We start from the raw sequence: 18768 nt of genomic DNA, 5'->3' as shown, positions 1-18768 counted from the left end.
CTGTGTCAAATACGAGCAGTTAATTCATCCAGATCGACGACCTCCTGGCCGAGTGGCCAGAGCGCGGCCGGGACCAGCTTGAAATTCGCGATGCCGAACGGGATGCCGATGATCGTCAGGCAGAGCGCGATGCCGGCCATGATGTGCGACAGCGCCAGCCACCAGCCGGCCAGCACCAGCCAGAGCACGTTGGCCAGGCCGGAGGCGAGCCCGGCGCCGCGCTTCGGCACGATCGTGCGGCCGAACGGCCAGAGCGAGTAGATCGCCAGACGCCACGCGGCCACGCCGAACGGGATGGTGACGATCAACGCGAAGCAGATCAGCGCCGCGAAGCCGTAGCCGATCGCGAGCAGGAACCCGCTGCCGAAGATCACCCACAGGACGTTGAGCACAAAGCGGATCATGGCGCCATTGTGGGGCCAGGCGTCCACACCCCGGACGGCGGGTGGTGGCCGGGGAGATCGTCATGTAACTGACATATCGCTGTGCGTGTACCGTCAAGCCGCCCCGCGATGCTTGCCTCAGTAATCGTTCGCCGCCGGGTGGCGCGTTCGCCACCTGCCCGGCAGGTGCGGCGCATCCCGGCACAGACCGCCCGGGGGGCCCGTGCTCGTACTGCTGGTGATCCACGCTCTCGTCGCCGTCGTCGCGCCCGCGCTGGTCCGCGCGCTCGGCGGCCGCGGACTCTATCTGGTCGCGCTCGCCCCGGCCGGCGCCGCCGTCTGGGCGGCCACCCGCACCGGGCGGTCCGCGACCGAGACCGTCGAGTGGATCCCGCAGCTCGGCCTCTCGCTCGCGCTCCGCCTGGACACGCTCTCCTGGCTGATGGTGCTGCTCGTCGGCGGCGTGGGCGCGCTCGTCCTCGCGTACTGCGCGCACTACGTCGAGGACCGTGCGGAGCAGGCACGGCATGCAGGTCTGCTCGTCGCGTTCGCCGGCGCGATGCTCGGCCTGGTGCTCGCGGACGACCTGCTGCTGCTCTACGTCTTCTGGGAGCTGACAAGCGTCCTGTCCTACCTGCTGATCGCCTCCGACCCCGGCCGGAGGGCGGCCCGGCGCGCGGCCATGCAGGCGCTGCTCGTCACCACGCTCGGCGGCCTGGCGATGCTTGTCGGAATCATCATGCTCGGCGCCGGGACCGGCACGCACCGCTGGTCGCAGCTGGCGCAGTCGCCGCCGGCCGGCACCTGGGGCACTGTCGCGGTCATTTTGATCCTGGCGGGCGCGCTTGCCAAGTCCGCGATCCTGCCGTTCGGCGCGTGGCTGCCGGCCGCGATGGCCGCACCGACGCCGGTCAGCGCCTACCTGCACGCGGCCGCCATGGTCAAGGCCGGGGTGTTCCTTGTCGCGCTGCTGGCCCCGGCGTTCGCAGGCGTGCTCGCCTGGCAGCTGCTGACGGTCGGCGCCGGGCTCGCCACGCTTGTCGTCGCCGGCCTCGCCGCGCTGCGCCAACACGACCTCAAACTGCTTCTCGCGTACGGCACGGTAAGCCAACTCGGACTGCTTGTCGCGGTGCTCGGCGCCGGGACCCGGGCGGCGGCGCTGGCCGGGCTGACGCTCGTGCTCGCGCACGCGCTGTTCAAGTCCGCGCTGTTCCTCACGGTCGGCGCGATCGATCACGCCACCGGCACCCGTGACCTACGCAGACTCTCCGGGCTCGGCCGCCGGCTGCCGGTGCTTGCGGTCGCTGCCACGCTCGCGGCCGCGTCGATGGCGGGCGCGCCGCCCCTTCTCGGCTTCGTGGGCAAGGAGGCGCTGTTCGCCGCGTTCGCGACCGGCGAGCCCACGGACACGCTCGTCCTTGTCGCGCTTGTGCTCGGCGCCACCCTCACCGTGGGTTACAGCCTGCGGTTCCTGTGGGGCGCGTTCGGCACCAGGCCCGGGGTGGAGGTGCCCGCCGTCCATGCCCCCGGGCCGGGTCTGCTCGCCGCACCGGTGCTGCTCAGCGCGCTCGGTGTCGTTGGCGGACTGGCTGCCCCGCTCGTGGAAAGCGCGCTGAAGCCGTACCCGCAGGGGCTTGATGGGGTTGATCTGCATTTGGCGCTGTGGCACGGGCTGAACCTGCCGCTCGCGCTGACGGTGCTGGTGCTTGCGGGCGGCTACGCGGTGTTCCGGATGACGCGGGACAGGGCGGAGAAGCAGCGGATCAGTGCCGGAGCCTGGGGGTACGAGCAGGTGCTGCGCGGCGTGGACCGGCTCGCCGTGGAGCTGACCGGTGCGACCCAGCGCGGATCGCTGCCCGGGTATCTCAGCGTGATCCTGATCGTGCTGGTGATCATCGCGGGGACCGCGCTTGCGGCCGGCGCGCCGTGGCCGACCGCGTTCCGGATCTGGGACTCGCCGTTGCAGGCCGTGGCCGCGGTGGCGATCATCGCGGCCGCGGTCGGGGCGGTCCGGGCGCAGCGGAGGCTGGCCGCGTTCGTGCTGGCCGGAGCCGCGGGCTACGGCGTGTCGGTGCTGTTCATCCTGCACGGCGCGCCGGACCTGGCGCTGACCCAGGCGCTCGTCGAGACCGCGAGCATCGTGATGGCGGTGCTCGTGCTGCGGCGGCTGCCCGCGACGTTCTCCGCGCGGCCGCTGCGCACGGCCCGGCGGCTGCGGATCGTGCTCGGCGTGGCGGTCGGGCTGGCCGCGGCCGGGATGGCGTTCGTGGCGAGCGGCGGGCGGACGGCCACGCCGATCTCGGAGCGCTTCGCGGACCTGTCCGTCAGCTACGGCGGCGGGTCGAACATCGTGAACGTGATCCTCGTCGACATCCGGGCCTGGGACACGATGGGCGAGATCTCCGTGCTCGTGGTGGCCGCGACCGGCGTGGCCAGCCTGATCTTCCAGCGCACCTCCGCGTTGCGCCGCCGGGCCGAGACGCCGTCGCCGGGGCGCGCCGCGTGGGCCGGTGCGGAGCGGACGGCCGGCCCGCAGTCCGGGTCGGTGATCCTGCAGGTCGTCACCCGGCTGATCTTCCACACGATCGTGCTGTTCTCGATCTACCTGCTGCTCTCCGGGCACAACGCGCCGGGCGGCGGGTTCGCGGGCGGGCTTGTGGCGGCGCTTGCGCTCACCGTGCGTTACCTGGCGGGCGGCCGCCGGGAGTTGCACCGCGCGGCACCTGTGGACGCCGGCCTGGTGCTCGGCGCCGGGCTGCTGATCGCGATCGGGACCGGCGTCGGCGCGATGCTGCTCGGCGGGCAGGTGCTGCAGACCGCGATCGTGGATCTGCACGTGCCGGTGCTCGGCGATCTGCACATGGCCACCTCCACGATCTTCGACGTGGGCGTGTACCTGATCGTCGTCGGGCTGGTGCTTGACATCCTGCGCAGCCTTGGCGCGGAGCCGCAGCCGGCCGCGGTCGACGAACCGGACGTCAGTGAGCAGAACCAGAACCAGAACCAGGACCAAGGTCAAGATCGGGAGAAGGTGACCGCGTGACCCCCAACCTCGTGTACATCGTGCTTGTCGGCGTGCTCTTCGCGGCCGGCGTGGTGCTGCTGCTGGAACGCAGCCTGACCCGCATCCTGATCGGCGTCATCCTGCTCGGGCACGGCGCCAACGTGCTCATCCTCGGCGGCGGCCGGGCCGGCGGTACGCCCATCGTCGGCACGGTCCCGGCCGGGGAGATGAGCGACCCGCTGCCCCAGGCCATGATCCTCACCGCCATCGTGATCACGCTCGCGGTGACCGCGTTCCTGCTCGCGCTCGCCTACCGCAGCCGCGACATCACCGGCCACGACGAGGTCCAGGACGACGTCGAGGACCAGCGGATCGTCGTGCTTGCCGAGCGCGACGCGCTGCCGCTGACCGACGACGAGGAGGTCACCCGATGACGTTCCTCGTCCCGCTGCCGGTGGTCATCCCGCTGCTCGGCGCCGCCATAACGCTGCTGCTCAGCCGGCGGCCCCGGGCCCAGCGCACGGTAAGCCTCACCGCGCTCTCCGCCACGCTGCTGGTGTCGCTCGCGCTGCTCGTGCTCTCCACCCAGGACGGCGCGCTCGCGGTCGCGGTCGGTGGCTGGGGGCCGCTCGGCATCGTGCTCGTCGCGGACCAGCTGGCCGCGCTGATGCTCACGGTGTCGTCCGCGGTGACGCTCTGCGTGCTCGTCTACTCGATCGGGCAGGGCATGGCGGACGGCGCGGAGGACACGCCGCTGTCCGTCTACCACCCGACGTACCTGATCCTCACGGCCGGCGTCACCAACGCGTTCCTGTCCGGGGACCTGTTCAACCTCTACGTCGGGTTCGAGATCCTGCTTGTCGCGTCGTACGTGCTGCTCACGCTCGGCAGCACGGAGAACAGGATCCGGGCCGGGACCACGTACGTCGTCGTCTCGCTGCTCTCCTCGCTGATCTTCCTGACCGCGCTCGGGCTCGTCTACGCGGCGACCGGCACGCTCAACATGGCGCAGCTCGTCGACCGGCTTGACGCGCTTCCGGACAACCTGCGGCTCGTGCTGCAGGGGATGCTGCTGCTCGCGTTCGGCATCAAGGCGGCCGTGTTCCCGCTGTCGTCCTGGCTGCCGGACAGCTATCCGACCGCGCCCGCGCCGGTCACCGCCGTGTTCGCCGGGCTGCTCACCAAGGTCGGGGTGTACGCGATCATCCGTACCGAGACGCTGCTCTTCCCCGGTGGGCGGGTGGCGGACCTGCTGCTTGTGGTCGCGTTCTTCACCATGGTGGTCGGCATCCTGGGCGCGGTCGCGCAGTCGGACATCAAACGGCTGCTGTCCTTCACGCTGATCAGCCACATCGGGTACCTGCTGCTCGGCATCGGGCTGTCCACCACGGCCGGGCTGTCCGCGTCGATCTTCTACACCGCGCACCACATCGTCGTGCAGACCACGCTGTTCCTGGTCGCCGGCCTGATCGAGCTGCGCGGCGGATCGACCGCGCTGGACCGGCTGGGCGGGCTGGGCCGGCTGTCCCCGCTGCTCGGCGTGCTGTTCCTGGTCCCGGCACTGAACCTGGCCGGCATCCCGCCGTTCTCCGGATTCCTCGGGAAGGTCGGGCTGTTCCAGGCCGCGGCAGGAGTGGGCGGGTGGCTGGCGTGGGCGCTCGTCGCAGGTGGAGCGGTGACGAGCCTGCTGACGCTGTACGCGATCGCACGCGTGTGGAACCTCGCGTTCTGGCGGGTGCCGAACCCGGCGATGCCCGGCGTACCCCCGGCCGATCCTGTGCTGTTGGGGTCGGTGGCGGCGGTATCGGTGCCGGTGACCGGGGCGATGGTGCCGGTGTCGGCCGGAGACGACGCGACCTTGTCGTCCGAGTCGCCCCCCGCGCCGGACTCGTCGCCGGACGTCGTGACGGGCCTGCCCGCGATGATGGTCGCCCCCACGATCGCGCTTGTCGCGCTCGGCGTGGCGCTTACCGTCGCGGCCGGGCCGCTGTTCGGCATCGCGGAATCGTCCGCGGAGGACCTGATCGGGCGGGACGCCTACGTGCGGACCGTCGCGGAACTGCCGGAGGTGGGACAGTGAGACGCGCGACGCTCCTCGAACGCGCGGTGGCGGTGCTCGGCATGGTGGCCGTCTGGCTGCTGCTCTGGGGGAACGCCGGGCCGTGGACAATCGTCGGCGGCGTGGTCGTCGCGGTGCTGGCGCTGATCGTGTTCCCGCTGCCGCTGGTGCCGTTCGGGGGCCGGATCAGCCCTGCCGGGGTCGTGCTGTTCGCCGGCTGCTTCCTGCGCGACCTGGTGCTGGCCAGCGCGCAGGTGGCGTGGCTGGCGATCCGGCCGGGGCCGCCGCCGGCCAGCGCGATCATCGCGGTGCCGCTGCGGGCGTCATCAGACCTGCACATCACGCTCACCGCGTCCGCGCTGTCGCTTATTCCGGGCAGTCTGGTGGTGGAGGCGGACCGCAACCGGGCGATCCTCTACGTGCACGTCATCGGGGTGCGCACGGTGGCGGACGTGGAGCGGGCACGGGCGGCGGTCGTCCGCCTCGAGGACCGCATCCTGCACGCGACAGGCCCTTCGAGGGCGGCCGATCCCGCAGCCGGCGACGGCTCGTCCGGCTTGCCGTCGGCCGTGAAGATCGCGCCGCCCCGGCTACCGAAAGCCGGCGCCGTTGACCGCAACTTTCAGGAGGACCACGCATGACAACATCCGCCGTCGCCCTGACCGTCCTGCTCTGCGTCGCGGCCGGGCTCACGCTCTACCGCATCCTGCGCGGCCCGGACGTGCTCGACCGGGTGGTCGCCACAGACGTGCTGCTCGCCGTGGTCGTGGCCGCGATCGCCGCCGAGGCCGCGTTCAGCCGGGACGCCACCGCGCTCCCGGTTCTTGTGGTGCTCTCCATCCTCGGCTTCGTCGGCTCGGTGAGCGTGGCCCGGCTCGGCTCCGGCACAGGCGAGGGGGACCGCTCGTGATCGACGTCCTCGCCGTCTTCCTGATGATCGGCGGCGGCCTGCTCTGCCTGGCCGCCGGGATCGCGCTGTGCCGCTTCCCCGACCTGCTGTCCCGCATGCACGCCACCGCGAAACCACAGGTCCTCGGCCTGCTGCTGATCCTGACCGGCTGCGCGCTGCGCCTGCGCGACCCGGTCGACGTCACCACGCTCGTGCTGATCGCGGTCTTCCAGCTCGCCACCGCGCCGGTCGCCGCGCACCTGGTCGCGCGGGCCGCCTACCGTACCGGCCGCTTCCGCGCCGACCTGCTCATCGTGGACGAGTTGGCGGACACCCGGACCGCACGCTGACCCCGCTAGGCTCCTCACCCATGACATTGCGGGGCGTGGATCTCAACCTGCTGCCGCTCCTGGACGCGCTGCTCACCGAGCGGAACGTGACCCGCGCGGCCGAGCGGATGTCGGTCGGCCAGCCCGCGATGAGCTCCGCCCTCGGCCGCCTGCGCAAACAGCTCGGCGACCCGCTGCTGATCCGGGACGGCCGGGTGTACCGGCTGTCCGCGCTGGCCGAGTCCCTTGTCGAACCGGTCCGGGAGCTGGTCGCCGCCGCGGACGCGCTGCTCGGCGTGCGCACCCCGTTCGACCCGGCCACCGCACGCCGCACGTTCACCGTGATGACAAGCGACTACGTGACGTTGATGCTGCTCAAGCCGGTGCTGCGTACGCTGGCGTCGGAAGCGCCCGGACTGAGGCTGAACGTGGTGGCGTTCGCGGACGACTTCGAGGACCAGCTGCGCCGCTCCGCGGTTGACCTGCTGATCTGCCCCATGCAGCTGGCCACCGCGCTCGACGACCTGCCCCGGGCCGTACTGTTCGAGGACCGTTTCATGCTTGTCGGCGACCGGGACAACCCGGCGCTCGACGCGCAGGTGACCGCGGAGCGCTTCCGCGAGCTGCGGTACATCGGCAACCCGCGGATCCTCACCGCTGAGCTGGAAGCGCAGGGCATCACCCAGATCAGCGAGCTCAACGTGCAGGCCCACGTGATCGTGCCGCTGCTGCTGACAGGTACGCCGCTTGTCAGCTTCGTGCAGGAACGCCTCGCGCGGCTGATCTGCGAGCAGGCCCGCCTGACGATCCTGCCGTCGCCGGTGCCGCTGCAACCGCTTGTCGAGGTGCTCTACTGGACCGCGGCAAGCACCGGCGACCCGGCCCACGCCTGGCTGCGCGCCTGCCTGACCCGGCAGGCGCAGCAGCTCTGATCAGCTGACCAGGCGATAGAGCGAGGGCATCGCTGTCGCCCTCTGCGCGTCGATGTTGGCCAGCACGAACTCCCAGTAGCTCGGGTGCCGGAACGCGTCGGCCGGCTCGCGTACGCCGTCCCAGCGCGCATTGTTGATCAGCGCGTAGCCGGACTCGGCCGCCGGGCGGAGCAGCTCCGAGTTGAGCATGTTGCCCCTCGTCAGCCACCAGCCGGCGGTGTAGTCCCAGATGTCGAGCAGCGCCTCCGGGTCCTCCGCGAAGAAGAAGTTGAACAGGAACACGCCGCCGCGGGCTCGGTCCACGTCGTCGATCTTCTTGGCGTTCGTCACCGGCAGCACGTCAGTGAACGTGCCGGCGGCGGACACCACGGCCACCAGGTCCGCGAACGCCTGATGCGACCGCAGCGCCACGGCGTCCGCGGGAGAATCGGTCTCCACAACGATCAGCGTGTCGTACCTGGCCGGTCGCCCGGCGCCCCGCGGCGCGAACCGGTCGAGGCTGCCGGGCGCGAACAGGATCGCCTCGAACACCGACACGGACCGCACGCCGGGCAGCGCGCCGGTCACGCCCTTCAGGTTCCGGTGCAGCTCGGCGCGCCGCTCACTCGGCGACTCGATGTCCGCGGGGATCGCGACCCGCTCGGCCGCGTCCACGTCGGTGGTCACCGACGCCGGGTCGATCTCGGCCATGACGAGCAGGTAACCGTACGGGTTCGGCGGAACGAGCTGGACCTTCGCGGCACCCCGTTCGGGATTGACCACCGGCATTCTGTGTCTCCTTCGGTCGACTCGCGCCCCAACGTATCGACCCTCGCCATCGAGCGGAAACAATTCGTGTCGATGCCAGCCATGCCCGCCGTCGATGCCGTGCGGCGGGAGCGGGTGCTCCCGCCGCGTACCCACGATGGTGTCAGGGTGTGAGGAAGTCCAGAGTGACCTGGGCGAACAGCGGGGAGTCGCACAGGTTGTAGTGGGTCAGGCCGGGCAGGATGGCAAGCGCGTGACCGCCCTTGGCCCGCCCGGAGCCGTCCCAGCCGCCGTCCCGCAGCCCGCCGTCGAGCAGCGCGAACACCTCGACGAAGTGGCTCGGCGGGCACATGTCCGCGTCCGCGGCCACGATCAGCGTGGGCACCTGCAGGCCGCGGACCTCCTCGGTGTAGTCGTAGTCGACAGCCATCGACGCGCCGATCTTGTCGAGCAGCCGGGGGAAGTCCTCGGGGCGGGGCGCCACCCTGTGGTACAGCTCGTACATCGGCGTGTCCTTCATGAACTCCGCCGCGGCCGCGTTCACCTGACCCTGCTGGGCCAGCAGCTCCGGATCGTTCGCGTCGCGGCGGATGCCGGCCGACGCCACGACCAGCCGGCCCACCGTCTCCGGGTGCCGGATCGCGAGCTGCAGCGCGATGCCGCCGCCGAGCGAGTACCCGGCCACGTCCGGCCGGTCCAGCCCCAGGTGACGGATGAGCGCGGCGATGTCGTCCGCCATCGTGCGGATGTCGATCGGCCGGTCGATGTCCGCGGTCCGGCCGTGGCCCTGCACGTCCGGCAGGATCACCCGGTGGCGCGCGGTGAGCAGCGGCAGGATCGGGCCGAACATCTCGCCACTGCCGAGACCGCCGTGAATCAGCACCAGCGGGGTGCCCTCGCCGTGCTCCTCGTAGTACAGGTTAAGGCCGTTGACCTCGGCGTACGCCATGATGTTGCCTCCTCGGTGATGTTCTTACACCGGGTCAGACCGGGGAGGGGTCCGGAACTCATCGGCCCGGAGGATAAATTTTCCACCATGACCGACGTGGCGCTCACGCTGGAGACCTACCGGCCGGAACTCACCGGGTACTGCTACCGGATGCTGGGCTCCGCGTTCGAGGCCGACGACGCGGTCCAGGACACCATGGTCCGGGCCTGGCGCGGCTACGAGCGCTTCGAGGGCCGGTCCGCGCTGCGCTCCTGGCTCTACCGGATCGCCACGAACGTGTGCCTGAGCATGCTCACCGGCGCGCAGCGGCGGGTCCGCCCGATGGACCTCGGCCCGGCCGGCTCCGGTCACGCGGAGTCACCGGGCGTGCCGCTCGGCGATGAGGCCTGGATCGGCCCGATCCCGGACGACCCGGCCGCCGTGGTCGCGGAGCGCGACACCGTACGGCTCGCCTTCGTCGCCGCGCTCCAGCACCTGCCGCCGAAACAGCGGGCCGTGCTGATCCTGCGCGAGGTGCTGTCCTGGTCCGCAGCCGAGGTCGCCGGCCTGCTCGACATGACCGTCGCGGGCGTCAACAGCGCGCTGCAACGCGCCCGCGCCACGCTCGCCACCGTGGGCGCCGACGACGTGCACCCGGCCATGGACGCGACCCGGACCGAGCTGCTCGACCGCTACGTACGCGCGTTCGAGGCCTACGACCTGGACGCGCTCACCGCACTCCTGCACGAGGACGCCACGCTCTCCATGCCGCCGCTCCCGCTCTGGCTGCGCGGCCCGGCGGACATCCGCGCGTGGATGTCCGGCACCGGGTCCGGCTGCCGCGGCTCCCGCCTCCTCCCGATCCAGATCAACGGCCTCCTGGGGTACGGGCAGTACCGCGCCTCGCCGGCCGGGCACACGCCGTGGTCGCTGATCGCCCTGGAGACCGCAGGCGGCCACATCACAGGCGTGACGAACTACCTGGACGTGGACCGGCTCTTTCCGCGCTTCGGCCTGCCGGCGACGCTGTGAGTGCGCTTGGGCCTGCAGGCCACGTGGTGAGTGCGCTTGGGCCTGCCGGCGATGCTAGGAGTGCGACAGCATGAATGCCAGCAGGAACCCCGCGCAGCTCACGATGCCGACAAGCGGGCCGGCGTCCTTGAACGCGACAGGCATCATCGTGTCCGCAAGCATGGTCAGGATCGCCCCCGCCGCGAACGCCTGCACCACGGCGATCGTGCCCACGCCCGCGCTCCCGAGCAGTACGTAACCGAGCGCGGCCGACACCGCCGAGATCACCGCGACGCCCAGCCACAACCCCATGATCCACCGGGCGGACCTGCCGGACGCGCGCAACCCGACCGCGGCGGACAACGACTCCGGCACGTTCGACAGGAACACGCCCGCGACCACTGCCACACTCACCGTGCCGCCGCCGAGCAGCGACACGCCGATCGCGGCCGACTCCGGAATGCCGTCAAGCATGGCACCAAGCACCAGCGCGAACGCGGCACCCCCAGCGGCCGCGGTCGGGTGCTTCCGCTTGTCGCCGCCCTTCCGGTCCAGGATCGCGTCACCGGCGAAGAACGTGAGCGCACCCGCCACTATCCCGATGCCGACCGGCACCGCCCCCGCCTCCTCGAACGCCTCCTCCACCAGGTCGAACGAGATCGTCGAGATCAGCACGCCGGCGCCGAACGCCATCACCAGCCCGACCACCCGCTCCGGCACCGGCCGCAACAACCCAAGCCCCGCGCCCACGAGCAGCGCGAACCCCCCGACGAAACCCCAGAACGCGGCCTCCCACATCACTGCACCGCCAGCGCGGCTTGATCGTCAGCGGGGTTCAGGTCCGGGACCGGCGCGCCGCCGAGCGCCCGCCGATAGACCACCGCCGAACCCTCCGCCGCACCGCCGCCGCTCCGGTGCACGACCAGCAGGAGACGGAGCTCCTCGCCCGCCTCCAGGTCGCCGATCCGGCACTGCACAGGTGCGGCGCTCAGCGGCGGCATCGACGGGAGCGGGGACGGGGTGGCGCCGGACGGGGTGGTCCACGGGACCGAGCGGCCCGATTCCGGCGGGACGGCCCACGGTGGGGAGGTGCGCACCTCAAGACACTCGTTCCAGCCCTGGCCGCGGGCGGAGAGCGGGCCACCCGGGTCGAGCGACAGCCAGACGTCGTCCGCGATGACCGGGCCGCGGTTGGCGACGGTCACCGTGACAGTGCCCTCGCCCTCCTCGTCGAAGGTGAGATTCCCACTCCGTACCCACAGGTCGGTTCTCGCTCTGGACTGCGGATTCTCCAGGGGACTGAACGACGGGAGCCCGCCCGCGAACTCGCCCGCACCCGCGTACAGGAACTCGGCGTCGAGCCGGCGGGTCCACTCGGGGAGCTGATCCGCATACGGCTGGAGGTCACCGACAGTGATGGTGATCGGGCCGCCGGGCCGGACATCGACCGCGGACAGCCACTGCACCGTCGACCCGGTCGTCACCGTGATCACGCCGATCGGCACCACATCCGCGCCGAGGCGGGTGAACGCGACCGCGGCCTCCGGACCCGCCGACTCCTTCAACACGCAGCGCAGCACCACTACCGCATCCTCCGCACCGTCGCCGTCCACATCGCCGTGCGTGATCGACGTGGCCCACACGTCCCCGATGGACGGCTTCTCCGTGACAGTGAAGCCGCCGGCCGGGCAGGTCCAGCCGTCCGGCACCCGGGCCAGCGAGACATTCCGCAGCTCACCGACCGTGATCGGGCCGGTGGGAGGTGGAGTCTCCGACGACGGCGCCTCAATCGCGGCCGGGACGACGGCGCCCTCGAGCGGCGCGTCCGGCAGCATGCCCGCGTAGACCAGGGCCGGTGCCGCGATCAGCGCGGCCGTGAGCAGCACCGCCGCGACCATGCCGGCCCGGCGCCCCGCCGACCGGCGCTTCCGCCGCAACACCTGGGTGTCCAGACTGCCGTAGACCACGCCAAGCCCGCTGTCCTGCTCGTCCCTCCGTCGCCCCATCCCTCGATGCTGCCAGGCCGAGGTTGCGGCCCGGTCGCGCCCGGCCGGGAATGTCATCCGACTTACACCGCGTCCCGATTCGCCGAAATCGGATATCCGATGTGCCCGGCCACCGTCACGAGCCCGCCGACCGTCGCCTCTGGATGAAGCCCGCGCAGCAGCTCAGGGGTCAGCGGCCGCAACGCCAGCACCGCGTCGACCGCGTCACCGTCCAGCGTGACCTCCCACATGTCCTCGGCCCACTCGCGGTAGCCGGACGGCCGCAGAAGCGTCTGAAACATCCAGCCGGCGCCATCCGGATCACCGGCGTGATGCTCCGGATAGGAGACGTCGCCGGTCCGCCAGCCGTCGTCGCCGATCCGCCGCCACACGCACAACGTCGCCGCAAGACAGTCCTCCGCCTGGAACGCGGGCTCCGCCACAAGCGCGGCGAACACCCCCGGCACACTCTCCACGAGGCCCGGCCACAGCGCCAGGTCCTCGTTCCCGTAGGGCGACATCGGGGACTCGTGATCGAACCCCCGGATCCATGCCCCGTCCGCCGTGAACGCGATGTCCCACTCGTCCCCGCCGCCGTTACGCATCGACGCCAGCTCCACCCCGGGCGCCCACGCCGCGTCGTACACGTACGTGGGATATGCGGAGCCGTACCCGACGATCGCCTCAAGCATCGCCAGCGCCCGGCACCGATCCTGCAGCTCCGGGATGTCGGGCAGCTCACGGACGAGATCGTGTGCGGTCATCCGCTCATTTTCCACCGCCCGGTGGTGCGGCGCGGGCCGCTCCACCTCCGGCACGCCACAGCCGAGATCGACCTGCGGCCGACGCACAAACCCTTTCTTCCCGCTTCCGCGGTGGTTGCGGCCCGCACGCTCCCGCGGGCTCCGGTGCCGCGCGGCGCGGCCCCAGAGACAAGAGCGCCGCGCGGCTGCATGTCAGCGAGGCCCGCTCGTGGGTGCCGCGCCGCGCGGCCCCGCGGTAAGAGCGCCGTGCGGTTGCACACCAGCGAGCCCGCACATCGGGGATGTGCGGGCTGCGGGATTTGGGCTCCGCCCTCCTGATGCGAGGGCGGAGCCCACCGATTCGGCCGGGCGGTGTGACTCCCGTACCGGTCGTGCGGCCCGCCGCCTGTCGTTCCTCAGGCGGCGGGGAGTCGATTCCGGCGGTGTTGCCGGTGGCGTCGTTTCCCGCCGCCGTCAGGGACGGCGGCGGGAAACGGGTCAGCGCTGGCCCGGGGAGCGGCGCCGGGAGCGCGGCTCGGTGGCTGCCACAAGCGCGGCGAGCAGGCCGGCCGAGGCCGCGCCGATCAGCACCCAGGGCATCCGGTCGACCGGGCCGGCCGTAGCCACGCCGAGCGCGACCGCGCTGCCGAGACCGAGCACCACCGCGGTGACCCGGCGCGCCGAGTCGAACGCGCGGGACAGCGCCCGGCGTCCGTCGCGGCCGAGCGACAGGACGAACTGCACAAGCATCAGCACCATGATGCCGAGCGCGATGCCGCCGGAGAGCCGGGCCGTGTCGGCCAGGTCCCAGGTGATGCTCGCGTAGGCCGCGGCCGCACCGAGCACGCCGGTCAGACCCAGCCGGGCCATCGGCCAGCGGACCCCGCTGAGACCCGACCCCACGGCCGGCATCGAGCCGGTGTGCGCGTTCCACGAGCCGCCGGTGCCCAGGCCGCCCGCCATCGACGACCAGTCCGGTGCCTGCGGACGCATCGCGGTCATCGAGTTCGGGCCGCCACGCGCCCACGGCTTCGTGGCCAGGTGGTCGTCGGACAGCTTCGGCACCGGACGTGGCGGCCGGTACGCGGGCGCGGACCGCACGTCCGCCTCGGCCACATCGACGAGGTCACCGTTCGCGCCCTGCACGTCGCCCTTCAGCGACTCCACGAACGAGACGATCGGCTCGCTCTCGGCCGGCGCCCTGCCGGTCGGGCCCGCGGGCAGCTCGAGCGCGGCCGTCCGGCCCCAGCCCCAACGACGGCCGGCCGGCTTCTCCTTCTCCTTCTCCTGGGCGCGCTCCTCCGGGGAGGCGCCGGTCGGGTTCCCGGACCAGCCCAGGGCCAGCGCCTTACGCGGCTGACCGGGCGCGGCCGCCTTGACCGGCGGGGCCTCGTCCGCCTCCGCGCCCCGGCCGCGGCGGTGCCGCGAACCCTGCGTGATCGCGGCCGTGGCCTGGAACGCGGGCTCGTCCGGCATCGCCGCGACAGCGGCGCGCGCCAGCTTGTCCGCCTCGGACCGGTCCTGGCCGCTCTCGACAAGCCGCGTCGCGACCAGATGCTGCAGGTGCGGGTTGCCGGGGTTGGCCCCCAGCGCGGCCCGCGCGGCGGCGAGCGCCTCCTGCCTGCGCCCGGCCGCGGCCATCGCCTCACTTGCCACGGCCATGACGGCAGCGCTGTCCGGGTTCAACTTTGTCGCCGTCTCGGTGGCCCGCAGCGCGCCCGGCACATCCTTGAGCGCGATCCGGATCCTCGCCATCAGCAGCCACACGTCCGCGTCGGACGCGAGCCGGGCCATCGCCGGACCGGCCTCGGCGAGCGCGCTGTCGGCGTCGCCCATCGCGAGCAGGACCTCGGCGCGGCGCAGCGCCGCCCGGTCCTCCTTGCGGCGGGTCTCCACCGCGGCTTCCTCGGCGGACTTCTCCTCCTCCTTGGCCGCCGACTCATCCTTCGCCTGCGCGACGGGCGCGTCCGGCGTGGTGAAGGCCGTCGGCTGGGTGAGCGTGGGCAGCTTCGCCTTCGGCTTCGTCGTCCCACCCGGCCGCTTGACGCGCTCGAGCTCGGCCGCCGGCTTGGCGACCGCGGCCTCGGCCGGCTTCGGCGCGGCGGTCTCCGGCACCGGCCGTGGCGCGGCCGGCTGGGCGGCCGGCGACGGCGTGGTGTTCCGCACCGGCGGCTTGTAGGTAGCCGGCTGAGCAGCCGGGGTGGGCGCGGTGACCTGGGCCGCCGGCTTCGGGCCGGCGACCGGGGCGACCTGGGTGGCCGGCATCGGCGCCGCGGTCTCGGCCACCGGCCGGGTGAGAACCCTGGGGTTGGCCGGCGGATCGATCGGCGTGTCGATGGGGTCGACAGCCGGCGCGGCGACGCGCCTGGCGGGCGGGTCGATCGGCGCGTCGATGGCCGCGAGGCCGACAGTGGCGCCACGCGTTGCCGGCGGGTCGATGGGCGTGTCGATGGCCGCGAAGCCGGCAGTGGCGCCACGCGTGGCTGGCGGGTCGATGGGCGCGTCGATGGCCGCGAAGCCGGCCGGCGCGCCGACGAGCTTCGCGGGTGGGTCGATGGGCGTGTCGATCGGGGCGAAGCTGGGGGCGCCGGCCAGTCGGGCGGGTGGGTCGATCGGGGTGTCGATCGGGGCGACGCTGGGGGCGCCGACCAGTCGGGCGGGTGGGTCGATGGGCGTGTCGATCGGGGCGACGCTGGGGGCGCCGGCCAGCCGGGCCGGTGGGTCGATCGGGGTGTCGATCGGGGCGACGCTGGGAGTGCCGACGCGCCGGGCGGGTGGGTCGATGGGTGTGTCGATGGCCGCGACGCTGGGAGCGCCGGCCAGCCGCGCCGGCGGGTCGATGGGCGTGTCGATCGGCGCGACGCTGATGGTGCTGCCACGCGTCACCGGCGGGTCGATGGGCGTGTCGATGGCCGCGAAGCCGGCGGGTGCGCCGACGAGCTTCGCGGGTGGGTCGATCGGCGCGTCGATAGCGGCGTAGCCGGCAGCCTCGCCGGACCAGGCCGGCGGGTCGATAGGTGCGTCGATGGCCGCACCGCCCGCGTAGCCGCCAGCGCCGCTGCGCCGGGCCGGCGTGCCGATGGGCACGTCAACGGCCGCACCGCCCGCGTAGCCGCCAGCGCTGTCGCGCCTGGCGTGCGAGTTGACGGGTGCGTCGATGGCCGCACCGCCGGGGTAGCCGGCAGTATCGCCGCGCCTGGTGGGCGCGTTGGTGGCCGAGCTACCGGCGTATCCGGCAGCGCTGTCGCGCCTGGCGTGCGAGTTGACGGGTGCGTCGATGGCCGCACCGCCGGTGTATCCGGCAGCGCTGTACTGACCGGTGCCCGCATCGGTGGCAGTACCGCCGGAGTAGCCCTGGGTGCCGCCGGTCGGATCGACGGCGGAGGTGCCGCCAGACCAGGCCGGCGCGTCGATCGGCGCGTCGATAGCCGCGCCGCCGGCGTATCCGGCAGCGTCGTTGCGCCTGCTGGGCGCGTCCGCGGCCGTGCCGCCGGAGTGCCCAGCCGTGCCGCCGGAGTGCTCAGCCGTGCCGCCGGACGGACCAGAGGTTGACGCGCCGCCGGACGGACCAGAGGTTGACGCGCCGCCGGACCAAGCCGGCGGGTCGATAGGTGCGTCGATGGCCGCACCACCGGAGTATCCGGCAGCGCTGTTCCGGCTGGCGCCCACGCCGCCGGCCGTACCGCCGGAGTAGCCCGCGGTGCCGCCGGAGTAGCCCGCGGTGCCGCCGGTCGGATCGACGGTGGACGCGCTCCCGGACCACGCCGGTGCGTCGACGGCCGCACTGCCGGAATAGCCGGCGGTGCCGCTGGACGGATCGGTGGTCGTGCCACCGCTCGTGGTGGTCGCGCTGCCGGCGTATCCGGCTGCGCTGTCTCGCCTGGTCGGGGCGTCGGTGGTCGGACCGCCGGCATAGCCGGCGGACGGGTCGACGGCGGGCACGCCGACGTGCCTGGTGGCCGAGTCGACGGGTACGCCGGCCGTCGTGCCGCCGGAAGCGGTGGCCGCGTCGGCGGACGTGGCGAACATGTCGGCCGCCTTGACGAACATGTCCGCGGGCTTGACCGGCTGAGCCGGCGAGCGGGCAGGCGTGGTCGCCCCGGTGGCGTCCGTGGTGGCCGGCCTTCCGGCCCCGGACGTGAACCCACCCCGCGCCGGCCGGAACGCCGGCGAGGCTGTGCCGGTCGTGGGAGTCGGGTTGGGTGTGGCTGATGGCCTGGTGCTGGGGAGGCCGTGCCGCGGCGCGGGGCTGCTGTTGGCGCCGGCGTCCGCACGCCACGGTCCGGCGGGCCGGAACGCGGGCGCGCTTCCGGACTCCGCCCGCGGCGTGGGACCGCCGGTGCCCCCTGCTGCGGACGGCCGGGCCTCGGTCGTGCCCCGCCGTGTCGGCGGCTTGTAGGACGAGCGCGATTCAGCCTGGTGGGCCCCCTCGGCCGGCTTCGCCGGGGACTGGGAGTGCGGCGACGCTGCCCCGCCCTTCGGCGGCTGGTAGCCCGGCGACTCGGAGTCCGCTGGCCGGAATCCGGCTGTCGGCAGGTCGCGCGGCTCCGCCTCGGATCCGGCGGTCTCGTCGGCACCGGGGATCGGGCGATCGTGGGACCGCGCGCCGACCCCCGCGACCGGCGCGTTGTCCGCGTCGACCGCCGGTACCGGACCGGCCGGTGTCCTCGGCGTGAGGTTCTCCAGGCCGCCGCCCGGTGTCTGCGCGTTCGTGGCGCTCAGAGACTCCGGGGTTGGCTTGGGGGCGAAGGCCTGCCAGCTGCCGCTGGGCATCTGGGCGCCTGCCGAACGGCGCGGGAGCGGGTACGACTCGGACACGTCCGGGTCCGCGTAGCGGGGGTTCGGGAGTTCGTCGGCGGGCGCGAGCGGCCCGACAGCGGGGTGGGGGATGGCTGGGCCGGGCGGCGGCGGGACCAGACCGGCCGCGTTGACCAGTTCTGCTTCCGCTGACGACGTCGCCCCCGCCGGCCCGGGTGGCGGGTCGGGGGCTTGCCGCGCGGGGCTGAAGGATTCCGTGGACATCGTCACGCCTTCCGCGGGGAACGGGGGTTGGGGTCACCGGACAGCACATGCCCGGTCAATGGGGTTCGCAGCAAACGGTCGGCAGGGATAGGGCGTGTCCTGAGCAATCCGGCCAACCTCACATCGGTACGGTCGCTGCCATGAGCGATTCGGTGGCCCGTACGGACAGCGGTGCGGTGCGCGGTGTGTCCGGAGTGTGGAAGGGCATCCCGTTCGCCGCCCCGCCGCGCGGCGATCTGCGCTTCGCGGCGCCGGTCCGGCCGGAGCCGTGGGACGGGGTGCGGGATGCGCTCGAGTTCGGTCCGGCCGTGCCGCAGCCGTCGCCCGCGCCGGGCGTACCCACGTGGTTTGATGCTGATCGTGGCTTTGACTGGCTGACTGTGAACGTGTGGTCGCCGGATCCGGGCCGTGGCGCGCGGCTGCCGGTGATGGTGTGGTTGCACGGTGGCGGGTGGCGGATCGGCTGGCCGGGTATGCCGCAGTACGACGGTGCGACGCTGGCCGGCCATGGCGTGGTGGTGGTCACGGTCGCCTATCGGCTGGGACACGAGGGTTTCCGAGATGTCCCGGCCGGCGCCGCCGTGGGAGTTGCACCTGCATGCCGATCTGATGGCCGGTTTCAATCACCCGCCGCCCGACTTCGCCCCGCTCTCCGCGGCCATGCGCCGTGCCTGGACTGACTTCGCCAGCACCGGAGACCCCGGCTGGCCCCGCTATGAGACGGGATCGGCCGGCC

At 72.8% G+C, this 18768-nt stretch carries 16 protein-coding genes; 9 read left to right on the top strand and 7 right to left on the bottom strand.

Annotation, left to right across the window (positions count from 1 at the left end):
• Positions 1-5: 5 nt before the first annotated feature.
• Positions 6-404 carry a YccF domain-containing protein gene (locus ACIA8K_RS17530; protein ID WP_396059937.1) on the bottom strand — a complete coding sequence of 133 codons (399 nt, stop codon included), beginning with the start codon at positions 402-404 and terminating at the stop codon, positions 6-8.
• 202 nt (positions 405-606) lie between these two features.
• On the opposite strand from ACIA8K_RS17530, the gene ACIA8K_RS17525 reads away from it, so the two are divergent.
• The 7 genes from ACIA8K_RS17525 to ACIA8K_RS17495 are packed head-to-tail and all read left to right on the top strand — an operon-like array spanning position 607 to position 7596.
• Positions 607-3426 (top strand): Na+/H+ antiporter subunit A, encoded by a 2820-nt coding sequence (locus tag ACIA8K_RS17525; RefSeq protein WP_396059935.1) that lies wholly within the window; start codon positions 607-609, stop codon positions 3424-3426.
• Complete coding sequence (locus ACIA8K_RS17520; protein ID WP_396059933.1) at positions 3423-3821, top strand: Na(+)/H(+) antiporter subunit C; 399 nt, start codon at positions 3423-3425, stop codon at positions 3819-3821. The genes ACIA8K_RS17525 and ACIA8K_RS17520 overlap by 4 nt, the downstream gene beginning before the upstream one ends.
• Complete coding sequence (locus ACIA8K_RS17515; RefSeq protein ID WP_396059931.1) at positions 3818-5467, top strand: Na+/H+ antiporter subunit D; 1650 nt, start codon at positions 3818-3820, stop codon at positions 5465-5467. Before ACIA8K_RS17520 ends, ACIA8K_RS17515 begins: the two co-directional genes overlap by 4 nt.
• Positions 5464-6087, top strand: a complete 624-nt coding sequence (locus ACIA8K_RS17510; RefSeq protein ID WP_396059929.1) for a Na+/H+ antiporter subunit E — start codon at positions 5464-5466, stop codon at positions 6085-6087. The genes ACIA8K_RS17515 and ACIA8K_RS17510 overlap by 4 nt, the downstream gene beginning before the upstream one ends.
• Positions 6084-6356 carry a monovalent cation/H+ antiporter complex subunit F gene (locus ACIA8K_RS17505; protein ID WP_396059927.1) on the top strand — a complete coding sequence of 91 codons (273 nt, stop codon included), beginning with the start codon at positions 6084-6086 and terminating at the stop codon, positions 6354-6356. Before ACIA8K_RS17510 ends, ACIA8K_RS17505 begins: the two co-directional genes overlap by 4 nt.
• Positions 6357-6379: 23 nt before the next feature.
• Positions 6380-6685, top strand: coding sequence for a monovalent cation/H(+) antiporter subunit G (mnhG, locus tag ACIA8K_RS17500; RefSeq protein ID WP_396059989.1), 306 nt, complete (start codon positions 6380-6382; stop codon positions 6683-6685).
• A gap of 20 nt (positions 6686-6705) precedes the next feature.
• Entirely contained in the window at positions 6706-7596 is an 891-nt protein-coding gene (locus ACIA8K_RS17495) for a LysR family transcriptional regulator (protein WP_396059925.1), read from the top strand.
• Here the strand turns inward: ACIA8K_RS17495 and ACIA8K_RS17490 are convergent, their stop codons facing one another.
• Positions 7597-8364, bottom strand: a complete 768-nt coding sequence (locus tag ACIA8K_RS17490; protein WP_396059923.1) for a hypothetical protein — start codon at positions 8362-8364, stop codon at positions 7597-7599.
• Positions 8365-8506: 142 nt separating this feature from the next.
• Positions 8507-9292, bottom strand: a complete 786-nt coding sequence (locus ACIA8K_RS17485; RefSeq protein WP_396059921.1) for an alpha/beta fold hydrolase — start codon at positions 9290-9292, stop codon at positions 8507-8509.
• An 87-nt stretch (positions 9293-9379) separates the two neighbouring features.
• Between ACIA8K_RS17485 and ACIA8K_RS17480 the strand changes: the two genes are divergently transcribed.
• Entirely contained in the window at positions 9380-10303 is a 924-nt protein-coding gene (locus tag ACIA8K_RS17480; protein ID WP_396059919.1) for a sigma-70 family RNA polymerase sigma factor, read from the top strand.
• Positions 10304-10357: 54 nt separating this feature from the next.
• On the opposite strand, the gene ACIA8K_RS17475 is transcribed toward ACIA8K_RS17480, so the two are convergent.
• From ACIA8K_RS17475 to ACIA8K_RS17460, 4 genes are all read right to left on the bottom strand, one after another.
• Positions 10358-11080, bottom strand: coding sequence for a ZIP family metal transporter (locus ACIA8K_RS17475; protein WP_396059917.1), 723 nt, complete (start codon positions 11078-11080; stop codon positions 10358-10360).
• Positions 11080-12288, bottom strand: coding sequence for a hypothetical protein (locus ACIA8K_RS17470; protein WP_396059915.1), 1209 nt, complete (start codon positions 12286-12288; stop codon positions 11080-11082). Before ACIA8K_RS17470 ends, ACIA8K_RS17475 begins: the two co-directional genes overlap by 1 nt.
• A gap of 62 nt (positions 12289-12350) precedes the next feature.
• Entirely contained in the window at positions 12351-13031 is a 681-nt protein-coding gene (locus tag ACIA8K_RS17465; protein ID WP_396059913.1) for a hypothetical protein, read from the bottom strand.
• A gap of 477 nt (positions 13032-13508) precedes the next feature.
• Positions 13509-18032, bottom strand: a complete 4524-nt coding sequence (locus tag ACIA8K_RS17460; protein WP_396059911.1) for a tetratricopeptide repeat protein — start codon at positions 18030-18032, stop codon at positions 13509-13511.
• A 140-nt stretch (positions 18033-18172) separates the two neighbouring features.
• On the opposite strand from ACIA8K_RS17460, the gene ACIA8K_RS17455 reads away from it, so the two are divergent.
• A complete protein-coding gene (locus ACIA8K_RS17455) occupies positions 18173-18712 on the top strand; it encodes a carboxylesterase family protein (protein WP_396059909.1) in 540 nt (179 codons plus the stop codon).
• Positions 18713-18768 lie beyond the last annotated feature (56 nt).

It is taken from the genome of Catenuloplanes sp. NPDC051500, from assembly GCF_044454585.1.
In the GTDB taxonomy this organism is placed as follows: Bacteria; Actinomycetota; Actinomycetes; order Mycobacteriales; family Micromonosporaceae; genus Catenuloplanes.
This window is presented reverse-complemented; position numbering and strand designations above follow the sequence as displayed.